This window comes from Paenibacillus sp. ALE2 (assembly GCF_054113385.1).
Window position 1 is genome coordinate 421,137 of record NZ_CM134213.1, and the last position, 19,869, is coordinate 441,005.

A 19,869-nucleotide genomic window follows, 5' to 3' on the forward strand; every position below is an offset into this window, starting at 1 on the left:
GTTGGTGAGCGGAGCGGGCAGAATTGTTCTGAAGAAGCGGAGCGTTCGCCTTTGCAACGGGGTTTTAACCTTACCAGGTGTCATATTAATGAAAAAATCCCGTTGCAACAGCGATCGGAAGAACAATCTGCACGCGCAGCGCCTCCCCTGGAAAGAACTATATTTTTAAGCCTCCACCCGATTCAAAAACACCTTCGTCCGTTCCAGCTGCGGATTGCCAAAAATCTGCTCTGGTGTACCAGATTCCGCAATTTCTCCGTTGTCCATAAAAATGACGCGATCCGCCACATCCCTCGCGAAATTCATTTCGTGCGTCACGATGACCATCGTCATGTGCTCCTCAGCCAGCTTTTTGATCACTCGCAGCACCTCGCCTGTCAGCTCGGGATCAAGGGCCGAGGTTGGCTCGTCAAACAGCAAAATATCAGGGTTCATCATCATTGCCCGGGCAATCGCTACACGCTGCTTCTGTCCCCCCGATAATCGGGACGGATACGCATCCGCTTTATCCGCCAAGCCGACTTTAGCCAGCAACTCGGCGCTCTGGCGTCGCAGCTCAGCCTTGCTCACCTTTTTCACCAGCTTTGGAGCCAGTTCCAGATTATCCTGCACCGTCAAATGAGGGAACAGATTAAAATGCTGAAACACCATGCCCATTCCGGTAGTAATGCTCCTAATGTCGCCTGCCGGAGCATAGTGACCATTTTCCACCAGGGCTTTATCATGGATACGAATCGTCCCACCCGTCACATCTTCCAGGTGTACCAAACTACGGAGCATGGTACTTTTCCCTGAGCCTGAAGGACCGATGACAGCTACAACCTCGCCCGACTTCACGTTAAAGCTCACTCTTTTCAGAACGTCGAGTTGGCCGAACGATTTTTTCAAATCGGTTACTTCTATTGCGTTTGTGTTCATATCCGACATTCCTTTTACTCAAATTTAAAGCGTTTTTCCAGCGCTCTGAAGAATATGGTAAGCACCAAAGCCATCAACAAATAAATAACGGCCGCTACAACATAAGGCACAATCGTAAAATCGCGGTTTACAGCTGTATTAGCAAAATGCAGAAGTTCCGGTACCGCTACCGCATACAGCAGAGCTGTATCCTTCACCAGGGTCGTCGCCTCATTGGTTACCGCAGGCAAAGCAATCCGTACCATTTGCGGCACAATGACTCTAATCAGCGTTTGCGACTTGCTTAAGCCCAGCACTTGCGAAGCTTCGTATTGCCCTCTATCAATCGACAACATCCCGCCTCTAAAAATTTCTGCAAAATAAGCCGCATAATTCAGTACAAACGCCAGTACCGCAGCCGTTGTCCGGTCCAGTACCAGGTACTCCCCAATGACAGGTAACATCGGCAAACCAAAACAAAAGAACAATAATTGCAGCAGAAGCGGCGTGCCTCTTATAACATAAATGTACGTGTGCATCAGCCAGGCAATAGGCTTAAACCGACTTTTAGCCAGCAGCGTAACGATAAATCCCAGCGGAATAGACAAGATGAGCGTAATGAAAAATAAAATAACCGTCATCTGTGCCCCTTCAAGCATAGGCTTCATAATTCGTAAAATATATTCCATACTCATAACCTTCGACTCCTAAACCCTTAGTTCATTACATTACGTATTAATTTAATACTTTATCTTCACCGAACCATTTTTTTGAAATCTCAGCTGCTTTTCCGTTCTTGTGTAGCTCATCCAAAGCAGATTGTAGCTGCGTCAACAGCTCTTCATTCCCTTTTTTCACGCCGATGCCGTATTCCTCAGGGGCCAGTGATTCATCAAGCAGCTTATACGTCCCTTGTTCCTTGGACATATAATACTTGGCAACAACCTCATCAATGACAACTGCATCCAGGCGACCAGTTTTCAAGTCTGTCAAAGCGAGAACGTTGTCCGGGTACTCGGACACTGACTTCAATTTACTTTTAATCGGATTCGCATCCAATGCATCGGCTGCTGAGGATAGCGTTTGGAGTCCCACCGTTTTGCCCGCCAGATCAGCCAGCTTGGAAAGACTGGAAGTGGCCGGAACGACAATCACCTGACTATTTTTCAAATATGGCTTCGTGAACAGCACCTTTTCCTTACGCTCATCTGTAATGGTGTATCCATTCCAAATGAGATCAATACGTCCACTGTTCAGCTCGGATTCTTTGGCAGACCAGTCAATCGGCTGGAATTCCACTTGCTTGCCCATTTGTTCCCCTGCCGCCTTCGCATAATCAATATCAAAACCGGTCAGCTCATTATTTTCATCTCTAAAGCCCATCGGCGCGAATTTATCATCAATTCCAATAATCAACTTGCTGTTATCCTTAGCGCCGGAACATCCGGCCAACACGATCATAATCAACCCAATCATCATCGTAAACATGGCTGCTTTTCTCATCTTATTCCCCTCCAACAATGGTGACCCCCGTATTCAAAAACAGGCGGCAAACGCTTTAGTTCGTTAACACGTTATCAGAGTATCATCATAACATACCGCAGGATACTCGTCGAGAGGAATCAGCGGAATCTTAACCTTATAAACATGGAAAACTTGTGACGGAAATTTGACCTGTGTTCTATAATGTAAAACCTTACCTTGACATGTTACCTTATCCGTTTTATCATTTCCTAGTATTCTTATATACTTTTATTAATTTCGAAGATTCAGCAGCAATAGAATGTAAATCAGCTTGATAGACAGGAGAAATAAAGTCCCATGTACATTTTAAAACGTCTTTTCACGATGCTCATTACGTTATGGATTATCGTCACTTTAACGTTTATTATCATGCACATCATTCCGGGAGATCCGTTCTCGAACGATTCCAAGACGATTCCGGAGGCCGTATTGCAAAACATGCGTGCTAGGTACAATCTGGACAAGCCGCTCGCGGTGCAGTATGTGTTGTATCTCAAAAATCTGCTCGTGCTGGATATGGGGCCGTCTATTCAATCGAAAACGACTGACGTAAATATGCTTATCGCCAGAGGCTTTCCACCTTCTGCACTGCTGGGTATTCAATCCATCGTGGTTGCGATTATAGCTGGCATTTCACTTGGAACATTGGCTGCTTTACACCATAATCGACCACTGGATTATATTTCGATGTTTATCGCCATTGTAGGTATTTCCGTACCCAGCTTCATATTGGCACCACTGTTAATCAAGTATGTTGCCGTCAAATGGCATTTGCTTCCGGTCGCCTCATGGGGAACCTGGCAGCATACGGTGCTTCCATCGCTAGCTCTCGCTGTTTCCCCTCTTGCTGTTATCGCCCGTTTTATGCGGACAAGTATGCTGGAGGTCATGCATGAGGAATACATACGCACCGCCAAAGCGAAAGGGTTGTCCTCTTGGGCAGTAGTCATTCGTCACGGACTACGTAATGCAATGATTCCGGTGCTGTCCTTTATCGGACCGCTATTCGCTTCCGTGATTACAGGTACCTTTGTCGTCGAAAAAATATTCGCCATTCCCGGCATCGGTAAATATTTTGTAGACAGTATCTTTAACCGGGATTATCCAGTCATTATGGGGACGACCATTTTCTACAGTGCCATTCTGGTCGTCACCTTATTTTTAATTGATATTTCCTATCGCCTTGTCGATCCGCGAATCAAATTAGTCAGCAAAGGAGATTAACATGAAAGCAGCACCTACTGTCGAAAAGGACAGCCTTTTTAGTCTTGTAGACCGCAGTCAGATGCCCACCCCCACGTTGACCAGACCCCAAGAGTCACCATGGCGGGATCGGCTTCGCAGACTTTTTAACAACAAGCTTGCTCTGTTGGGGCTTTCCCTACTTATCATTATTATTGTGCTGGCGATTGTCGGACCTTCCATGGTTCCTTATGCTCCCAGTGACCAGTCCCTTTTGAAGACAAATCTTTCTCCTTCGAAAGAGCATTGGTTTGGCACGGATGATCTGGGCAGGGACGTATGGGCACGAACATGGGCCGGGGCTAGAATTTCACTCATGATCGGTTTTGCTGCTGCTGCCATTGATTTGGTACTTGGCATTCTCGTCGGCTGTGTAGCTGGTTATTGTGCAGGCCATGGTAAAATGGGCGACCGAATCGACAATGTCCTGATGCGAATTATTGAGATTTTGTACAGCATTCCTTATCTGCTGGTCATCATTCTGCTGCTCGTCATTATGAAGCCCGGCCTGCTCACGATGATTATTGCTTTATCTATTACGGGATGGGTCGGCATGGCGAGGGTAGTACGTGGGCAAATCCTACAGCTCAAGCAGCAGGAATACGTACTGGCCGCCCGCAGCTTGGGGACATCTCATTCACGCATCATTTTCAGGCATCTGCTGCCGAATGCAGCGGCTATCATTATCGTGAACCTGACGTTCACTATTCCGTCAGCTATCTTTGCCGAATCGTTCCTGAGCTTTCTCGGTCTGGGAATTCAGTCTCCTTCGGCCAGCTGGGGAACGATGGCTAACGATTCGCTCGGCGTTATTTTAAGCGGTCAATGGTGGCGCCTATTCTTCCCCGGTCTGATGATATCGCTCACCATGCTGGCGTTCAACACCCTTGGAGACGGGCTTCAGGATGCACTTGATCCGCGTTCACAGCATTAACAACGCAAATATTTAAATTGGACAAGGAGGGGTGTCATCATGATCCGCAGCTTCTTGCCTAACTGTAGAAAAAACGGCAGTTCCTTTATGGAAATGCGCACACGCGGCATACCTGCCGGAAAGGAGGATGAATAAATCCCGTCTGATCGTTTCGCTCTCTATAATATTGCTGATTTGAAATCGTTTTGGGATTTATACACAACGTTCAAATAACTAACCATAATAATGGAGGAAAACCATGATGAAAAAAATGCATTGGATGACAATCATCTTACTTTTGGCCGTAACGGCTTTGGCAGGATGCTCTGGCAATGCGGACAAGACAGCAAGCAATGACTCGTCCGCTGCGTCTCAAGCAGATGTCCCGCAAGAAATTACAGCCAATCTGGCTGGTGGCGAGCCTTACACACTTGACCCTGCTTTCGCATCAGATACAACGTCCTATTTTGTCATTGATAACTTGTACGAAGGACTGTATACATACGACAAAGCCGGTAAAATCGTAGAAGGCGCTGCCAGCAAAGTAGATGTGTCTCCTGACGGCAAAACATACACCTTTACCATTCGTGACGGCGCAAAATGGTCGAATGGTGACCCGCTGACAGCTAAGGATTTTGAATACTCCTGGAAACGGGTACTGAATCCGAAAACGGCTGCTTATGATCCTTCTGCCCTCTACTACATCAAAGGTGCCGAAGCGTACAACACAGGCAAAGGTAAAATTGAAGATGTAGGTGTTACAGCTAAAGATGATAAAACGCTTGTCGTTGAGCTAAAATCACCGCTGAGCTTCTTCCCTACGATTGCTGTCGGTCACGCCTATTTACCTGTGAACCAAGCTGTTGTGGAGAAAAGCGACAAATGGGCAGCAGAAGCTAACACGATTGTTGGCAATGGCGCTTATGTAGCCAAGGAATGGAAGCATAATGAGCAAATTACGCTGACGAAAAACGATCAATACTGGAACAAAGATGCTATTACAATGGCAACAATTAACTTTAAAATGGTTCAGGACTCCACAACCTATTATCAAATGTACAAAACAGGTGATTTGGATCTGATCCTGAGCCTTCCAGTGGATACATTGGATCAGGAAAAGAGCAGCAAGGAATTCCTGTCGCACCCATCTTTCAGTGTGTACACATATTCTTTCAACGTAAAACAAAAGCCGTTTGACAATAAAAAAATCAGACAGGCCATTGCCTACGCCATTGACCGTGAAGCACTGGCTACCAACGTAACCAAAGGTGGCGAAACTCCGGCATACGGTTATGTTCCATACGGAACAACAACACCATCTGGTAAGGACTTCCGTGATGAAGCGCCGAAAAAATACTATGAGTTTGATGCAACAAAAGCAAAACAATTGCTGGCTGAAGGACTGAAAGAAGAAGGTTTGACCAAGCTGCCTCCGATCACCTTCAAGTACAACACGTCGGACAAGCATAAAAAAGTAGCTGAAGCTATTCAGGAAATGCTGAAAACGAATCTGGGCGTTGAAGTGACGCTGGAGAATCAGGAATGGAAAACATACATTGATACCTTTAAACAAAAGAACTTCCAGATTGCCCGTATGGGTTGGGAAGGAAACTTCCTTGATCCGCTTGGTGTATTGGGACACTATACTTCCAAAAATTCGAACAACTTTACCAACTGGAGCAACCCGGAGTATGACAAACTGATCGAATCCTCAACCTTTGAGCTTGATCCGGCTAAACGCTTTGAACAGCTTCACCAGGCGGAAGATGTATTGATGGAAGATTTGCCGATTATACCGATCCAGTTCTCTGCGGACACTGCATTAATTAGTCCTAAAATTCAAGGCATCGTATTCGATGCTCGTTCGAATCCAGATCTCCGTTTTGCAAAACGGGTCGTAAAATAATGATTTTACGTTTTGGGATCACTGCCCTGATTATCGGTACCTTAGGATTTCTATACGCCGCCCCCCATCTCGTGTACGGTCGTGAAAACCTGGCTACTGCAAATCTACTATTTCTGTTAGGATTGCTAGGCTTGGTAATCGGTGCAATCTTCCATGTCCTGCAAAGTGGCTTTCTCACCCTCTTTCTGCGGGGATTTGCCGACATCGGGCAGTTGTTCATTCGTCAATCCAAGGCATTGCAGGAGGAAAATGAACGTTTGCGTTCCGATGAATCTCTGTCAGCCTGGAAAACATCCATGTTCCGCCACCTCAAGGTATATACTTCGGGGTGCGGAGCGGGACTTATATTTTGCTCGATAGTATTAATGGGGATGAGTTAGGTGGTATGAGAAGCTTTCTTGCGATTGGCGGTTAGTGGGCACTGCGCGTGCAGATTGTTCTTCCGATCGCCACCGCCCCCGGATTTCTATTAAATAGAACCTGTAAAGGTTAAAATCCGGGGACAAAAGCGAACGCTTCGCTTCTCCAGAACAATTCTGCCCGCTCCGCTGGCAACCGCCAATAGAGCTTCTACATGTTTTAGAGTAGGTGTAGGAGTGAATTAGACCAAGAGTAAATCACTTGTCCTGCCGCTTTGTAACTGATCTACAAAAAAAGAGAGAGTTCCGTGGATTTTATTCATGGGACTCTCTCTTTTTTATTTTAATAAATATGCTTTTCCTTCGCTTCTTGCAGCCATGACGGGAACTCGTTAAGCAATAATTCGTACAATTGATTGTCTTCCATAGATTCGATATCTTGTATTTGAAAGAAATTGGCATTATCTACCACACGACCTTCTATGTTGTCGAGCTTCTTTAACACACCAAAATCAGATTCACCCACACCGATAAATTGCCAGAAAATTGGCTCTCCTGATGAATCAATGACCGCGTTGTCAATATTGTCTCCTTTACCACGCTTCACACCGCCATCATTAATAAAAATAACAAAAGCCGGATCGGAAGAGGGTTCTTCCTTGGTGTACTTGGTGATGACATCGCGCATCACTGGAGGCTCATCATTTCGACCAAACTTGGGTAAATAATCATTGGACAAAATATGTTTTTCCACATAGTTGTCAACGTCATTTTCGGTAACGGATGGCAACCGTGAAAAACGGTGATCATAGACCCACACATCCAGTACACCATCATCATCCAAAGAACTCGCTACAGCAACAATTCGCTCCAACACTTTTTGAACGATCCCATTTTTGTACAAACTTCTCATAGATCCTGAAATATCGAGCACTAATCCAACTCTCGCGGTCACATTCGTTAGATTCTTTTTAGTCAGTACCAATTGAGCATTCTTTTTAAGTAAAGAAATACCGCTCATGTTCCCCACGCTCCTCTATGCTGTTTTCACTAGTCCATTTAATCTACCATCTGCGTCGTCGCTCGTCGCCACTTAGAGGAAAGTCGCTCAATTCTCCGAGTTGGTCATGTGCAGCCTTATAAATGCGGAGAATCGCTTGCACCTTGTTAAAATCATTGTCTTCCGGACCGAATCCTTCCATATACATCCTTTGGATAATGTTTTGGAAAAAATCCATACGCTCGCGGATGGAATCCTGTTCGATTTGCAGCACATCTTCAAAGCTGTGTGTCTCAGAAAATTCAGACAGCTCATCAAAATCCTGTTCCTGATATCGCTCTCCCCGAGTTTCGGGATTGAGATCAATAGAGGTACGCAGGGTTGACAATAAAATATTTTCACGTGCCAGCATGACATGAAAATCTTTATTCTTAAACAAATCCGTAACGATCAGACGGCACATTTCCTTGTTTTGCAGCAGAATCCCATCAAAGGGATGTAGCGTCCACACACCGTAGTTAAAAAATAAATTAAAATTGAAGCTGCTGCTCCCATACTGATATACAATGTTGATTTTCGATTCATCGATGATTTCAAATGAAAATTCCAGCATGCATTCTCCTTTGGGATTCCAATATTTAACTCTATCCTATCAGAAAATGCATGATTTTCAATAAAAAATTTTATTTCACAGTTTCATTTAACTCCACAATAGAGTCTGCTTTTTCGCTACTGGCAGCCACGAGTAAAAAGACAATCACACACCCCAAAATAAAGGACATCATACGCTCATTCTCTCCTTTGTCATTTCACTTTTGTAAGAGTTTATGCACGAGAATGCTATATATGTTCATCATGTCCTTTATGCTCCGCTGCCAAACCAAAGAAAGACGCCTTTTGGAATCACCCTGGCGTCTTTTTTCATAGATTATTGTGTTATTGAATATTAGTTATCAGTTCAAAAACGAACTTAGTCCCTCAGAAGAATGGTTATCCTTCAGTGGTTTGGATTGTTCTTTCCCTTCGATGCCCAAACGCTGGCTAAGATTGGCATTGATTGCTGTCATTTTACTTGTATAATCGTGGCAACTTTCAATAATTCGACGGTTCGATTTTTCAGACAGATCCAAAGCAGATACCAAATCACCAATCGCCTGATTCACAGCCTCCAATGACATAGAAGGCTTGCTAAGCAAATCCGTAGTTCTCTCGGTCGTCGTTTTGAGAAGCTTCGCATTTTCCTTGAATTGATCCTCAATCGTACGGTTAGTCGCATCAACGGCTGAAATAATTTTATCTTGGTCCGCCAGTGCCATCGCGATCATAGCCGATACGGTGATCAGATTCGATGTTTTATCAATCGCATTATTAACAGAATCAATCAGTTTATCATTGTTATCATTAATAATATCCGTTGCTGCAATCGCCTGATTGTATAACAAAATCATTTCAGTCATCGACTGTGTGCGAGTAACCACTTTGCGCAATCCCCGCTCCAGATGAGGCTTACGATTTTCATTTTCCGGCTTGGCAATCTCGGTTTCGAACAGCTCTTTCAAGCGATTACCAAAGGCAATTTTCGTCTGTAAATTGTAGATTTCTTCAATGGAAGCCTTCTTCAACTGTCTCATGCTGACGATATTCTCTTCCAGATTATCCTTGCCATCTCTCAAGGCAGTAATGATTTTCTCGATGTTCGTCTTCACCGACTGATACTTGTAGATATAGTTTTTCAACGGGCTTTTACGCAGGAGCTTGCCAAAAAAACCTACATCTTTACTCTGCTGGAGCGTTTCGCATTCATCCCGGAGTTTTAAGATCATATTTGAAACCTCAGCCCGATCACCGGACATGAGGTCGTTTACCGGACGATCCAACATTTTAAGGGTTTGTCCCGCCCGTTCCTGCGTTTTAACCCCCAGCTTGCCAATGTCATTCATTAAGGTATCCAGACTCATAACATCGCTTTGCGATACCTTTTGAATCAGCTGTGAAGCCTCCTCAGTCACCTTTTGTTCATCTTCTTTTTTCAATTCAGCCCATGGGGTCGCCATGATGCTAACCTCCTATTCTGAAAACAACTGTTGCCCAAGGCTAATAGTGTTTTTCAGAGCAGCTATGCTGCTGATTTTGTATTCTATTAAAATAACCTACAATTCGGAGCTGCTGTACCGCTGGTGAATAAGCTCTGCTTTGCTCTGTAATTCCATTAGGTCCTTATGCTCCACCGTGGATACAATTACAGATATTTTGCTATCTACATCTCGCAATCCGTTTAGTAGCGTCCTGCGGTTGGTCCGTTTCGCGTCGCCACTGAGACGAAGAAACGGGTTAATCAGTCCATTCAAGTCCTTCAAAATCAATCTCCGAACCGTGTGATTCACTTCACTATTGTTCAATTCATGCAAAAGCGGGATGACCCGCTGCAAACGTGCAAATAGAGCCAGCGCCTTCTCGACAATCTCGTTATCAAGCGCATCTTTCTGTCCCTCGGAGATCACCATATCCTCCAGTACTTCCAAATACTCCATGACCTGAGCAAATTCACTGCTCACCTGATCCGGCAAACGTGCTTGTCCTGTGATAGACTCTCGCAGAGCGGTAGTTTCCTTTTCATGTTGCTGTGCCTGATCAGCCTGCTCCTGCATCACCGGAATCACGGAACCGGTCAGATTAGGACGAGGATGGCGAACAGCCATGACAGCACTGTATCCTCCGATACAAATGATCGGGATTGCCAGACACACAAACAACGGCAACCAATAACTTAGTAAAAGCGCAATCAGGTAGCTGACCACAGCAATCGTGGCACCCCACATTTTAGAAGTCATAGCTTATACCTCCTGACGTAAACCCTTACCATATTGTAGAAAACAATATTTGCCTATGTCAATGTAAGGATTTGCGTATCGTGATTGGCTGCTCGATGTGACTGGCTAGAATGTCGTATTGCGGGTGTAGTGAACCGATTTCATAACCCAAAGCCGATTTCACCGCCAGGTAAGGAAAATTGATACCAGACAAGCACGATACATGAAGTCCTCCAGACATCCGCGGATTGATCTCTAGCAACTTGGCCTGCTCGCCGTTATATTTCACTTGAATGTTATAATTGTACGGAATGTGATACGCCTCAGCGACCTTCTCTGCCACCTTCAACAGCTCAGGATGCTGCTCCAGCAGCCGTAATCGTCCTCCTGCCTTCCTACGCGGAACAGCTGCTAACAATTTTCCGTTTCGGTCAGCCAAGCAGTCGATACTGTATTCGTATCCCTCCAGCAGTTCCATCACCATCAAATTGGGAAACGTCTCTGTGGAAGACAATACGCGATATGCTTCTGCGAACGAAATATGATTCAGCGCATGGCCGAACAGTTCCTCCAGCGGATCACGTTCATTATCAATGATACGAAAGCCCATCCCCCCTTCCGCATTACATGGCTTGAAACACACCTTATGCCCAAGCGCCATTAATGACTCGTAAGCCTGTTTAAACTGCTCGGCATTACTGGCAATGGCATAATCGGGAATGGTGACAATATCCTTTTGACGAATAGATTCATAAAAAAGATCCTTCTCCATCAATTGCTCCAGCAGTTCGGTATCCCGGCACACCATTACTTCTGTACCAATATCGTCGAACAAATAAAGATGCTTGCTAATATCGAGCATATTCCACCGTGGAATAAAGATATCAATTTCATGGCGTCTGCAAAAATCAGCACAAAACTGTGCATACTCCACACCGCTCGTGCGCGGCTCTACTTCAGCTACATCACTGGCCTGCAGTGCCATGTGCTGCGGATCAGAGTGTGTGGCATAGATCTCGAACGGAATACCGTCCTCATTGTTGCGTATAGCATTCATATAATGATACACCACCGAAAACCAGCGGTTAAAATACACTTTGACCTTCTTCACAACGCCACGTCCCCTATTATTTTAGTCATGAAGTACGAGACGCTGACATGCTCCCGTGTACCTCATAGACATATTCCATAATTTCATTTGCTGCATAAACCCCCGACACTTCCGTAAATCGGTAATTGACCTCTAGCTTATCCCGCAGCTGTTCCCGGTACAATTCACCATGACGCGGGGCAATCGCATAGTCGGCATAATCCAGCAGACAACGGTCCAGTAAAGAGTCACCGGATGCAACCACAGCTCCCCCATTGGTGAGGTTACGGATATGCGCCACGGCTGCCTGTTTATTCACGGCCGCAGGCACCAGATATACTTTGCGCCCTTGAATGGATACCTCCCAGCCCATTTCATGCATCATCCGCGCCTTCTCCAGCACCTGTTCCAGCGGCATCCGATCCCGTTCAATTACAAAAGCATAAAATAGTTCATCGCAAAAACGCTCGTTTACGACCCAGTCTTCATGAAGAACCTGTCCGAACACCTGGCGTGCCTCTTCCGCATGAGCACCATCGCGGCGTACTTGTTCGTGAATACGTCGATTCCACTCTCGGTCCACCTCGCCTCCGACGATGATGTTTCCGCCATTACTCGTCACGGCATATGCGGGAACCAGCTCCGTCTGAAACACGGTGATTCGTCTATACTGTTCCATGGTCCGGGTCGTCACAGGCATAAACATGACATCTGCCGGTAGTGTCTTGAGCCATTGCAAAGCTTGTGCAGAAATAAAGGCCGACGTCGCCCCATCGATCTGTTCCGCAGGCAACAGACCAGGGGACTCCAGCGGCACGCCAAGCGAGCGTTTGGAGTAAATCAGCGTCTGATCCAGGTCACTGGCGTAGATCATTCCTGTCCCCCCTTGAGCGGTTTGATGATTCCGCAACAGGAATAGGTCAATCCTTCAAATACCTCAACAGGCACTCCACGATCCTTGGCCAGCAGCATAATATGCTGAAGATTCGGATTATCTTCACGGTCAATCAGAATTTTCCATGGCACCCTGCGGAGCAGTACGCGAGTCGTCTCCCCCACTCCCGGCTTGACCAGATTAATATCCCGAATCCCAAATGCCTGCTGAATCGCCTCAATATCCCGTAAGCCCTGCCACGTCACGGCAGGCGGATTCAATGTCATCTGTTCCGCATAGGCAGCCGCCGTTTTAGCCACGGCTTGAAAATAACCGGACACCGTATCCACAAACGTATTGGATTGATCCACCGACCGCCAGGATTCATAAAATTTAGCCCCATGAAAATCGTCCGGACCTATCAGATCATCGCGTAATACCGTCCGGCTCATCAGACCTGATACGGTTGAATTCAGACAAGCGCTCGGGATTAAATAATCTTCTCGTGTACCAAAGGTCTCCGAGCAGCTGCCCGGATCGGCCAGCACCGCCAGATCATCATTTAGGCGCAGCCCGTAATCTGCATTCATCTCACGGCAGGCCTCGATCAACACCTGACGAATGGCGCCTTTCCCCGTCCAGCCATCGACAAACTGAAGTTCAATCCCCAGCCCATGCTGCTGTAGAATGTACAAAATAGCATTCCGGTCAATGCCTTTGCCACGAATAATAGAAATACTGTAATGCGGCAAGGATACGCCATATTTCCAGTCAATATAACGCTTGATCAGGATACCAATAGGCGTCCCTGCTCTGGCAAGAGAAACAATCGCCGTGTTTAGGCCTCTTTTTCTCACAATCATCTCAGCCACAGAAGCTGCCGCTAATGCAACCTTTTCGGCAGATTGGGCAAGCGTGTCGTGAAACAATCCAATATACTCTGCTGTGGGCTGATATTCCACTGGCAGCATTTCTGAATAATGGACACCCGACTGTATCGCTTCTTCCCGATCCTCCGTCCCTTTTTCCAACGCAACCCGGCTCAAATCCTTTAATAAAAAGGTGACATCCGAGGCAGGATAACTGCCTAGCGGTACGGGCGGATGAATGTTCTTCTGCTGTATTTGCTCCATAAGTGCTTGCTTCATATCCGCGCTCCTTTACTCTCCTGCCTAGTTAAACCATTAAAATAAACGACATGCACTTTATCACAGCCCAGACGGCTCAATGCCTCCAACATGGGCTTCATTCGCTCTGGGTCCGACTCTCTTTCCAGCAAAACGAATATTTCGTCATACTGACCTGGCTCTACATTATAAATAAAATTGCGTACCGCACTGTCCTCAGGTGAGGGATAGGTCACGCCACTTGCGACGCCATACCCTTCTTCTCTATGGGGATACACCGGGCTGCGTGTGGTGGACTGATAATATACGTTCGGGCCTAACTCCGCTGCAATCCGCATTGGAATGTACATGAATTCCCCCGTACCCATTACCAGTGTTCGTTGTCCTGAACGAAGTTGGTTCAGTCGTTCAGCTGTGTACGCGATTTCTGCATCCAGCGCTGGATTGTCGGCGGATTGTAGACCAAAACGGCCAGTATATTTAAGATAAGGAGCTGTATTGGCGTATCCGTCGGTAGATATGGAGGTATGTGATATCCGCTCAAAAGCGGAAGCATCCTCTTCAAAACAGCGGGCAATTGTTCCAGACAAATCTTTATTAACCTCTGCGGTGCTAGTGGCTGCATGCTCTACGTTCCCGGTCTGTCCGGCATATTCTGCGTGATCCAGTATCGGTGTTCCCTGTATTTCTATCTTTCCTTTGAGCAAACTTAGAGGCGTAATCCTAATATCTAGCTCTGCTTCCAGATCGGCAAAAGCTCGCTCGTCGCTGTCTGTCCGCCAGTCCAATAACGAAGCTATCACATACTGTTTGCGCGGAAAATGTTCCTGAATATCCCGTATAATATTAAGCGTTGTTTTTCCCGTCGTAATCTCATCATCTACCAGCACAATGGGTCCATCTCCGGCAAAAGCATCCTCATTCAGTGCATAACAACGATGATCAACAGCATGAGAATGCTCTTCTTCAAACCGAATAATAGGCCGAAGGCCCGGAATATCCTCGCGTGTCGTATGAATATACGTGGCACCGCCATCAAACAACCGATACATGCTGTGCCCCAGTGCTGTAGCCGTCTCGGCAAAACCAACAAATTTAATCGGTTCTGGAAAAGAAAAAGCCAATCGCTCATCCATCAGCTTTTGATAGGCCTCTTTTGCATAATTCGGGTCAAGGAGTCCTCTCACGGCCTCTCCAATCAGCTTATCCATCTGTTGTCCTGACTGTGGGACAAGCTCTTTATATAGCAGGATCGCCAGGGCCGCCCCACTTAACAGAGAGGTGTATGGATTTACCGGAATATGCTTGCCCAGCACCTTGCTGACAAACAAAAACGAACGCTTTTTGTTGACCCGTGCCGCCATTGCAAACAGCTTGTCCACAGGAAGACGGAATGAGTTATGAGTCTCCGTAATTTTAACGCTGAACTGCTCCAGAATTGGCAGCAGATGTGTTTTCGTGGTTGGGTAAGAGACTGACAAAATGTTGTTGTTCATGTAACACCCCGTATACTTTAGATCTATTTATAATACGATAAGCCCAATTCAAATGAGGCTTAATTTCATTCATTTTGTTGGCATAGGTGCTCTTGAATACACCTAGGCTACCGTCGTTACGTTCAACAATTTCAAGTGCATCCATATACTCTTCATGGGTCACCGCATACATGGCCTGTACCGGCTTAATGTGGGACGGATGAATGATCGTTTTGCCAATAATCCCATTCTCTTTATCCATCATGACTTCGCGAATCAGTCCGTCCACTGCATCTGAGATGAAGTCCATTCGCAAGTAGCGTCCCGGCTTCCCAAATGCGTCTTCGAAGGGCGATACTCTTAATTGAGGTTTAAAGATACGTTCTCGGTGAGAGAAATACTCCCATACAGGACCGGAAACGACATAGTCCGAGTCCACGCGTCCGAACAAGTTAATAATATCTGCGATGCAATCCCGAATGACGGCAATTTCATAAATCGTAATATCCGGGCTGCGTCTCAGCCCATACAGACTGGAGAAATCGGTGGCCCCAATTCGTACATTCAGCACATATTCCTGAACCTCATCCAAAATTTCTTTAATCGCCAGCAGTTCTTTCCAACGAGTTTCCCGATAAATAATTTTAGAGCTTTCGAGAATCGGCAATCCATACAACACAGGCGTACGGCTTGCGTCTCCTGCCCCTGTATGCATAGTCCGGTTATATTCAGCAATGAGTGCAAAATACGCCCGTCCATTATCAGAAGAGAACTTGGGGAGGACAAAGCCCGTGAGCAGCGCCAGGGTTTCTCCCAAACTGTTCAGCAGTCGTTCCAGCTGCTCCACAGAGCGCACACGTACAAACAGCAAAGGTAATTGCTGTTCACTCATCATCCCTGTTCGTACATAGGACAATAGTTGAAGCAGTTGCTGTGCCAGCGATTCTTCGGCCTGTCCGACCTGCTGATCCCCTATAGCATCCTCCAAATCCAGAATGACTGTGGTTAGTCCTTCATGCTTTCCATTTTTGATCTCTTCCGCTACCTCCGAGCGGGTTGCCGGCATGTACAAAGCCGCTCCTATGGCATAAGCCAATATATTTTTGGGTGAACGGTTATGAAACTCCATCGGTGGAGTACAGAAGATCGCTTCTACTTCCTCAGAGGTTAAATCATTAAAATATTTCAGGGCCCTTCCCCTCCTCTTGCTCTATCTCGCCTGACTGAAGCCCTGTGCCTCGGGTATAAAAGAAATCCCCCCTTAGTTTCAGGAGGGATTTCGCTATACTTTGTACATTAAGCCTCTTTGTCGGCCTTTTTCTTTCTTTTCGCCGAGCTAAGAATCATTGTGCCTACAAAGACGGCAATCAAAATGCCGAAGAATAATACTTGCGACATGTGAAAGCCAAAAGCAGCAGCCAACATTTTACCCCCAATAATGGCGATCATAATAAAGGCTGTCTGTTCCAGTTCCGGAAATTTATCAATGAGCTTGAGGAACACTTGTGCAACACCACGCATCATCAGAACGCCGAGTATACCACCCAGGAACAGAACCCATACTTTCTCGCTCACACCAAAAGCGGCAATGACACTGTCAATACTGAAGGCAATATCCATCAGTTCGACCATTAATACGGTTTTCCAGAAAGAAGTAGGTTTGTTTTTCACTTCTCCATCACCCTCGGACTTGAATAAGCCCTTGTAAGCGATGTAGAGCAGATAAGCCGCACCCAGTACCTTAATCAGCGTGAACTTAATCAGGAAGGTACCCAAGCCGATGGCCAGAAACCTGAATATATACGCACCTAAAATCCCGTAAAATAAGGCTCTCTTCTGCTGCTCTTTTGGTAAATGCTTAACCATAACTGCGAGAACCAAGGCGTTATCCGCCGACAAAAGACCTTCCAGCAAAATGAGAGTTCCAATAATCCCCCAACTCACCGGGTCAGTAAGCGTACCTACCACATCACTCCATGAAAAGAAATGCCCGTAGTTCTCGCTGATATTTTTAAATAAATCATTCAACATGAAAAGAGTGCCTCCGATAATTCAATTTATTTACTACCCTGCGTCCAGCGCATGCCCCAGTTATATGCCTGATCCATTTCACGATGACCGCCATAAAACTGTACGAGTCTCTCAATACTAAACGTTTCATCGTTCACATTTTGGATCATTGCAATCGCACACATCCCTTTGCGATTGTCATGTTCATTCATATGAACGATAATGTCTGGCCCGTCCTTCTGGTACAGCGTGACTACCCCGTCTGCTTGTGACCAGTTCGTGACTCCTTCATAAATGAAGGTAAACACCAAAATTCGCTTAATTTCAGAAATTTTAGCCCCATTAATACGGAGATTTTCCCCTGTTTTCACAGAGCCCGTACGGTCGTCACCATCCAGAGCAATGTACGGGAAGCGATTTAGAGAACCGAAAACTTCCCCAAGCGCCTGAACGACACCTTTATCCCCGTTCTTCATCTCATACAAGCAGCCCAGGTCCAGATCAACACCCTTGGAGCCACGACTGAAAAAGCCCTTGCTCTGCTGTACCTGATTCCAGTTCAGATTGATTAGGATTTCACCTAATCCGCCTGAGCCCTTTTTCAGGTTAATGGTATCGCCCTTTTTCTTCAGCTCAATTTTCCGCAGATTCAGATTCACCGGAGTTGCTGATGGCTCTGGTTTTGGAACAGGGGGTGCAGGTGGCGGTGTGGGTGCTGGCCGAGGCGCTGGAGGTGGTGTAGGCACTGGCACCGGAGGAGCCGGATTATTTTCCACTTCAATGCCGAAATTTTCACACAACGCATCCAATCCACCAGAAAAACCTGCGCCTATCGCATTAAATTTCCATTCACCGTTATGGCGGTACAGCTCGCCTATTACAATGGCCGTCTCGACTGTAAAGCCACTATCCAAATTAAATCGTAAAACCTCTCCACTTATCGGATGAGCAAAACGTATAAATCCGCCTTGAACCTGTCCAAAATTTTGCCGTTTCTGATCCGCATCATAAATGGTCAGCGTAAACGCAATCTTCTCGATATGTGAAGGTATTCTGGTTAGGTCCAGGGAAAATTGTTTCTTGTCACCAAACTGTTGTCCATCTGAATAGGTGATAAAAGGTGTAGTCGGATTATTGTAAAAGATCAGATCCTCATCGCCTGATACTTTCCCTCCAGGGCCCAGCAAAAATGCAGAAGTATCAAGTTCCAGAGCCGCTGAGGACTCCCAACCGATCCCTATGTTGACATGGCTCAGGCCCGGATTCGTTTTGGTCAAATCCACCTTCTGCCCCTTTACTACGATAACAGCCATGATTGTGTCACCTTTCTGTCCGTTTGTCGTGTTCAGCGTACGTTCTTCAATGGCTTAAAAAGAAAGGGGTAGCGCCCTTTGGACACCACCCCCATGTGGATATTATTGAGCGTCCAAGCCATAGTTTTTAGCAAGCGCACCCAATCCACCAGCAAAACCACTACCGATAGCCTGGAATTTCCAGTCTGCATTGTGACGGTAAAATTCACAGAATACCACAGCTGTTTCGGTGGAGAAATCCTCTCCCAAATCGTAGCGCAACACTTCACGATCCGTTGCCGCATCTACCACACGTACAAAGGCATTGGACACTTGTCCAAAGTTTTGCGCACGTGCCTCATAGTCATAAATCGTAACTGTAATTCCGATACGATGGATATTTGCAGGAATCTTTGCAAAATCAATAATAATTTGCTCGTCATCCCCGTCGCCCTCACCTGTGCGGTTATCGCCTGTATGAGTAACAGCACCCGCTCCACCTGTTGGGTTATTGTAGAATACAAAATCGTCAGCTGCCTTCGCTTTACCGTCCTCATATAGCAGGAAAGCCGAAGCATCCAAGTCAAATTCTGCGCCGCCACTATATTTATTGGTATCCCAGCCAAGACCTACGACAACACGAGTCAAGCCTGGATTCGTTTTGGTCAGATCAATGCGTTGTCCTTTGGAAAGACTAATCGTCATACTGCATACCTGCCTTCTTTGTGTAGATTTTTTAAGCTAAGCCGTAATCACGTGTCAAGCCTGCAAGACCATCCTGGTAACCGCTGCCAATGGCATTGAACTTCCACTCACCGCTATGGCGATACAGCTCGCCTACCACGACGCCTGTTTCGATCGAAAAATCTTCTCCCAGATCAAAGCGAACCAATTCTTCATTGTTTGCCTCATTTACGATACGTGCGTAGGCACGGGACACTTGTCCAAAGTTTTGGCTGCGTTCTTGTGCATCATAGATCGTAATCGTAAAAGCGATTTTTTCTACGTTAGCAGGTACATTGCTCAGATCAACTTTAATTTGCTCGTCATCTCCGTCACCTTCACCTGTGCGGTTATCTCCGGTATGAACGACAGAACCGTTCTCGTTTTGTGGATTATTAAAGAAGACGAAGTTCTTTTCCGTTTCCACTTTGCCGTCCGCATTCGCCAAAAATACGGATACGTCCAAGTCAAAATCTTTACCGCCATCGTACTTATTGGTGTCCCAGCCGAGACCAACCGTGATTTTGGACAAGCCTGGGTTTGTTTTCGTCAAATCGATTTTTTGACCTTTAGATAAGTTAATTGCCATGAGTAAGTACCCCGTTTCTCATTAGTTTTTGTATGAGC

The 19,869-nt window shown here is 46.0% G+C and carries 20 protein-coding genes; 4 read left to right on the forward strand and 16 right to left on the reverse strand.

The genetic code is table 11. From position 1 onward, the window contains the following. Positions 1-165: 165 nt before the first annotated feature. The 3 genes from ACXHJ1_RS01720 to ACXHJ1_RS01730 are packed head-to-tail and all read right to left on the reverse strand — an operon-like array spanning position 166 to position 2,400. Complete coding sequence (locus ACXHJ1_RS01720) at positions 166-918, reverse strand: amino acid ABC transporter ATP-binding protein (RefSeq protein ID WP_457905489.1); 753 nt, start codon at positions 916-918, stop codon at positions 166-168. 14 nt (positions 919-932) lie between these two features. Continuing rightward, positions 933-1,592 carry an amino acid ABC transporter permease gene (locus ACXHJ1_RS01725; RefSeq protein WP_016821454.1) on the reverse strand — a complete coding sequence of 220 codons (660 nt, stop codon included), beginning with the start codon at positions 1,590-1,592 and terminating at the stop codon, positions 933-935. A gap of 40 nt (positions 1,593-1,632) precedes the next feature. Next, entirely contained in the window at positions 1,633-2,400 is a 768-nt protein-coding gene (locus ACXHJ1_RS01730; protein ID WP_164964657.1) for an amino acid ABC transporter substrate-binding protein, read from the reverse strand. Between the two features lie 318 nt (positions 2,401-2,718). Between ACXHJ1_RS01730 and ACXHJ1_RS01735 the strand changes: the two genes are divergently transcribed. The 4 genes from ACXHJ1_RS01735 (at position 2,719) to ACXHJ1_RS01750 (ending at position 6,862) form a co-directional block, all read left to right on the forward strand. After that, positions 2,719-3,645, forward strand: coding sequence for an ABC transporter permease (locus ACXHJ1_RS01735; protein WP_045244151.1), 927 nt, complete (start codon positions 2,719-2,721; stop codon positions 3,643-3,645). A 1-nt stretch (position 3,646) separates the two neighbouring features. Then, the gene (locus ACXHJ1_RS01740; RefSeq protein ID WP_019686282.1) at positions 3,647-4,597 is read left to right on the forward strand and encodes an ABC transporter permease; all 951 of its coding nucleotides are present in this window, start codon (positions 3,647-3,649) and stop codon (positions 4,595-4,597) included. Positions 4,598-4,838: 241 nt separating this feature from the next. Next, positions 4,839-6,482: an ABC transporter substrate-binding protein gene (locus ACXHJ1_RS01745; RefSeq protein WP_457906152.1), complete on the forward strand. Its 1,644-nt coding sequence runs from the start codon at positions 4,839-4,841 to the stop codon at positions 6,480-6,482. Then, positions 6,482-6,862 (forward strand): DUF3899 domain-containing protein, encoded by a 381-nt coding sequence (locus tag ACXHJ1_RS01750; RefSeq protein WP_457905490.1) that lies wholly within the window; start codon positions 6,482-6,484, stop codon positions 6,860-6,862. The genes ACXHJ1_RS01745 and ACXHJ1_RS01750 overlap by 1 nt, the downstream gene beginning before the upstream one ends. 322 nt (positions 6,863-7,184) lie before the next feature. On the opposite strand, the gene ACXHJ1_RS01755 is transcribed toward ACXHJ1_RS01750, so the two are convergent. The 13 genes from ACXHJ1_RS01755 to ACXHJ1_RS01815 form a co-directional block, all read right to left on the reverse strand. Next, on the reverse strand, positions 7,185-7,862 hold the full coding sequence (locus ACXHJ1_RS01755; protein WP_457905491.1) for a vWA domain-containing protein: 678 nt from the start codon (positions 7,860-7,862) through the stop codon (positions 7,185-7,187). A gap of 43 nt (positions 7,863-7,905) precedes the next feature. Then, positions 7,906-8,454: a hypothetical protein gene (locus tag ACXHJ1_RS01760; protein WP_457905492.1), complete on the reverse strand. Its 549-nt coding sequence runs from the start codon at positions 8,452-8,454 to the stop codon at positions 7,906-7,908. 340 nt (positions 8,455-8,794) lie between these two features. Beyond that, positions 8,795-9,895 carry a toxic anion resistance protein gene (locus tag ACXHJ1_RS01765; protein ID WP_457905493.1) on the reverse strand — a complete coding sequence of 367 codons (1,101 nt, stop codon included), beginning with the start codon at positions 9,893-9,895 and terminating at the stop codon, positions 8,795-8,797. Positions 9,896-9,991: 96 nt separating this feature from the next. Next, positions 9,992-10,672: a hypothetical protein gene (locus ACXHJ1_RS01770; protein WP_290408820.1), complete on the reverse strand. Its 681-nt coding sequence runs from the start codon at positions 10,670-10,672 to the stop codon at positions 9,992-9,994. A gap of 58 nt (positions 10,673-10,730) precedes the next feature. Then, entirely contained in the window at positions 10,731-11,762 is a 1,032-nt protein-coding gene (locus tag ACXHJ1_RS01775; RefSeq protein WP_457905494.1) for an ATP-grasp domain-containing protein, read from the reverse strand. A gap of 25 nt (positions 11,763-11,787) precedes the next feature. After that, entirely contained in the window at positions 11,788-12,615 is an 828-nt protein-coding gene (locus tag ACXHJ1_RS01780; RefSeq protein WP_457905495.1) for an HAD family hydrolase, read from the reverse strand. Then, on the reverse strand, positions 12,612-13,763 hold the full coding sequence (locus ACXHJ1_RS01785; RefSeq protein WP_457905496.1) for a cysteine protease StiP family protein: 1,152 nt from the start codon (positions 13,761-13,763) through the stop codon (positions 12,612-12,614). The genes ACXHJ1_RS01780 and ACXHJ1_RS01785 overlap by 4 nt, the downstream gene beginning before the upstream one ends. Beyond that, positions 13,760-15,106 carry a phosphoribosyltransferase family protein gene (locus ACXHJ1_RS01790; RefSeq protein ID WP_457906153.1) on the reverse strand — a complete coding sequence of 449 codons (1,347 nt, stop codon included), beginning with the start codon at positions 15,104-15,106 and terminating at the stop codon, positions 13,760-13,762. The genes ACXHJ1_RS01785 and ACXHJ1_RS01790 overlap by 4 nt, the downstream gene beginning before the upstream one ends. A gap of 52 nt (positions 15,107-15,158) precedes the next feature. Beyond that, positions 15,159-16,346, reverse strand: a complete 1,188-nt coding sequence (locus ACXHJ1_RS01795) for an HpcH/HpaI aldolase/citrate lyase family protein (protein ID WP_107734130.1) — start codon at positions 16,344-16,346, stop codon at positions 15,159-15,161. A 167-nt stretch (positions 16,347-16,513) separates the two neighbouring features. Beyond that, positions 16,514-17,248, reverse strand: coding sequence for a TerC family protein (locus ACXHJ1_RS01800; RefSeq protein ID WP_013369621.1), 735 nt, complete (start codon positions 17,246-17,248; stop codon positions 16,514-16,516). A gap of 26 nt (positions 17,249-17,274) precedes the next feature. Continuing rightward, on the reverse strand, positions 17,275-18,540 hold the full coding sequence (locus tag ACXHJ1_RS01805; RefSeq protein ID WP_090888378.1) for a TerD family protein: 1,266 nt from the start codon (positions 18,538-18,540) through the stop codon (positions 17,275-17,277). A gap of 102 nt (positions 18,541-18,642) precedes the next feature. Next, complete coding sequence (locus ACXHJ1_RS01810; protein WP_013369619.1) at positions 18,643-19,224, reverse strand: TerD family protein; 582 nt, start codon at positions 19,222-19,224, stop codon at positions 18,643-18,645. A gap of 31 nt (positions 19,225-19,255) precedes the next feature. Beyond that, positions 19,256-19,831, reverse strand: a complete 576-nt coding sequence (locus tag ACXHJ1_RS01815) for a TerD family protein (RefSeq protein WP_016821472.1) — start codon at positions 19,829-19,831, stop codon at positions 19,256-19,258. Between the last annotated feature and the right edge of the window lie 38 nt (positions 19,832-19,869).

Bases quoted from the DNA above. Each gene is read 5' to 3' on its own strand.
- ACXHJ1_RS01735 (WP_045244151.1), top strand. From the start codon at position 2,719: ATGTACATTTTAAAACGTCTTTTCACGATGCTCATTACGTTATGGATT.
- ACXHJ1_RS01755 (WP_457905491.1), bottom strand. From the start codon at position 7,862: ATGAGCGGTATTTCTTTACTTAAAAAGAATGCTCAATTGGTACTGACT.
- ACXHJ1_RS01800 (WP_013369621.1), bottom strand. From the start codon at position 17,248: ATGTTGAATGATTTATTTAAAAATATCAGCGAGAACTACGGGCATTTC.
- ACXHJ1_RS01740 (WP_019686282.1), top strand. From the start codon at position 3,647: ATGAAAGCAGCACCTACTGTCGAAAAGGACAGCCTTTTTAGTCTTGTA.
- ACXHJ1_RS01815 (WP_016821472.1), bottom strand. From the start codon at position 19,831: ATGGCAATTAACTTATCTAAAGGTCAAAAAATCGATTTGACGAAAACA.
- ACXHJ1_RS01795 (WP_107734130.1), bottom strand. From the start codon at position 16,346: ATGGAGTTTCATAACCGTTCACCCAAAAATATATTGGCTTATGCCATA.
- ACXHJ1_RS01810 (WP_013369619.1), bottom strand. From the start codon at position 19,224: ATGACGATTAGTCTTTCCAAAGGACAACGCATTGATCTGACCAAAACG.
- ACXHJ1_RS01780 (WP_457905495.1), bottom strand. From the start codon at position 12,615: ATGATCTACGCCAGTGACCTGGATCAGACGCTGATTTACTCCAAACGC.
- ACXHJ1_RS01765 (WP_457905493.1), bottom strand. From the start codon at position 9,895: ATGGCGACCCCATGGGCTGAATTGAAAAAAGAAGATGAACAAAAGGTG.
- ACXHJ1_RS01730 (WP_164964657.1), bottom strand. From the start codon at position 2,400: ATGAGAAAAGCAGCCATGTTTACGATGATGATTGGGTTGATTATGATC.
- ACXHJ1_RS01745 (WP_457906152.1), top strand. From the start codon at position 4,839: ATGAAAAAAATGCATTGGATGACAATCATCTTACTTTTGGCCGTAACG.
- ACXHJ1_RS01805 (WP_090888378.1), bottom strand. From the start codon at position 18,540: ATGGCTGTTATCGTAGTAAAGGGGCAGAAGGTGGATTTGACCAAAACG.
- ACXHJ1_RS01790 (WP_457906153.1), bottom strand. From the start codon at position 15,106: ATGGCGGCACGGGTCAACAAAAAGCGTTCGTTTTTGTTTGTCAGCAAG.
- ACXHJ1_RS01750 (WP_457905490.1), top strand. From the start codon at position 6,482: ATGATTTTACGTTTTGGGATCACTGCCCTGATTATCGGTACCTTAGGA.
- ACXHJ1_RS01720 (WP_457905489.1), bottom strand. From the start codon at position 918: ATGAACACAAACGCAATAGAAGTAACCGATTTGAAAAAATCGTTCGGC.
- ACXHJ1_RS01785 (WP_457905496.1), bottom strand. From the start codon at position 13,763: ATGAAGCAAGCACTTATGGAGCAAATACAGCAGAAGAACATTCATCCG.
- ACXHJ1_RS01760 (WP_457905492.1), bottom strand. From the start codon at position 8,454: ATGCTGGAATTTTCATTTGAAATCATCGATGAATCGAAAATCAACATT.
- ACXHJ1_RS01770 (WP_290408820.1), bottom strand. From the start codon at position 10,672: ATGACTTCTAAAATGTGGGGTGCCACGATTGCTGTGGTCAGCTACCTG.
- ACXHJ1_RS01725 (WP_016821454.1), bottom strand. From the start codon at position 1,592: ATGAGTATGGAATATATTTTACGAATTATGAAGCCTATGCTTGAAGGG.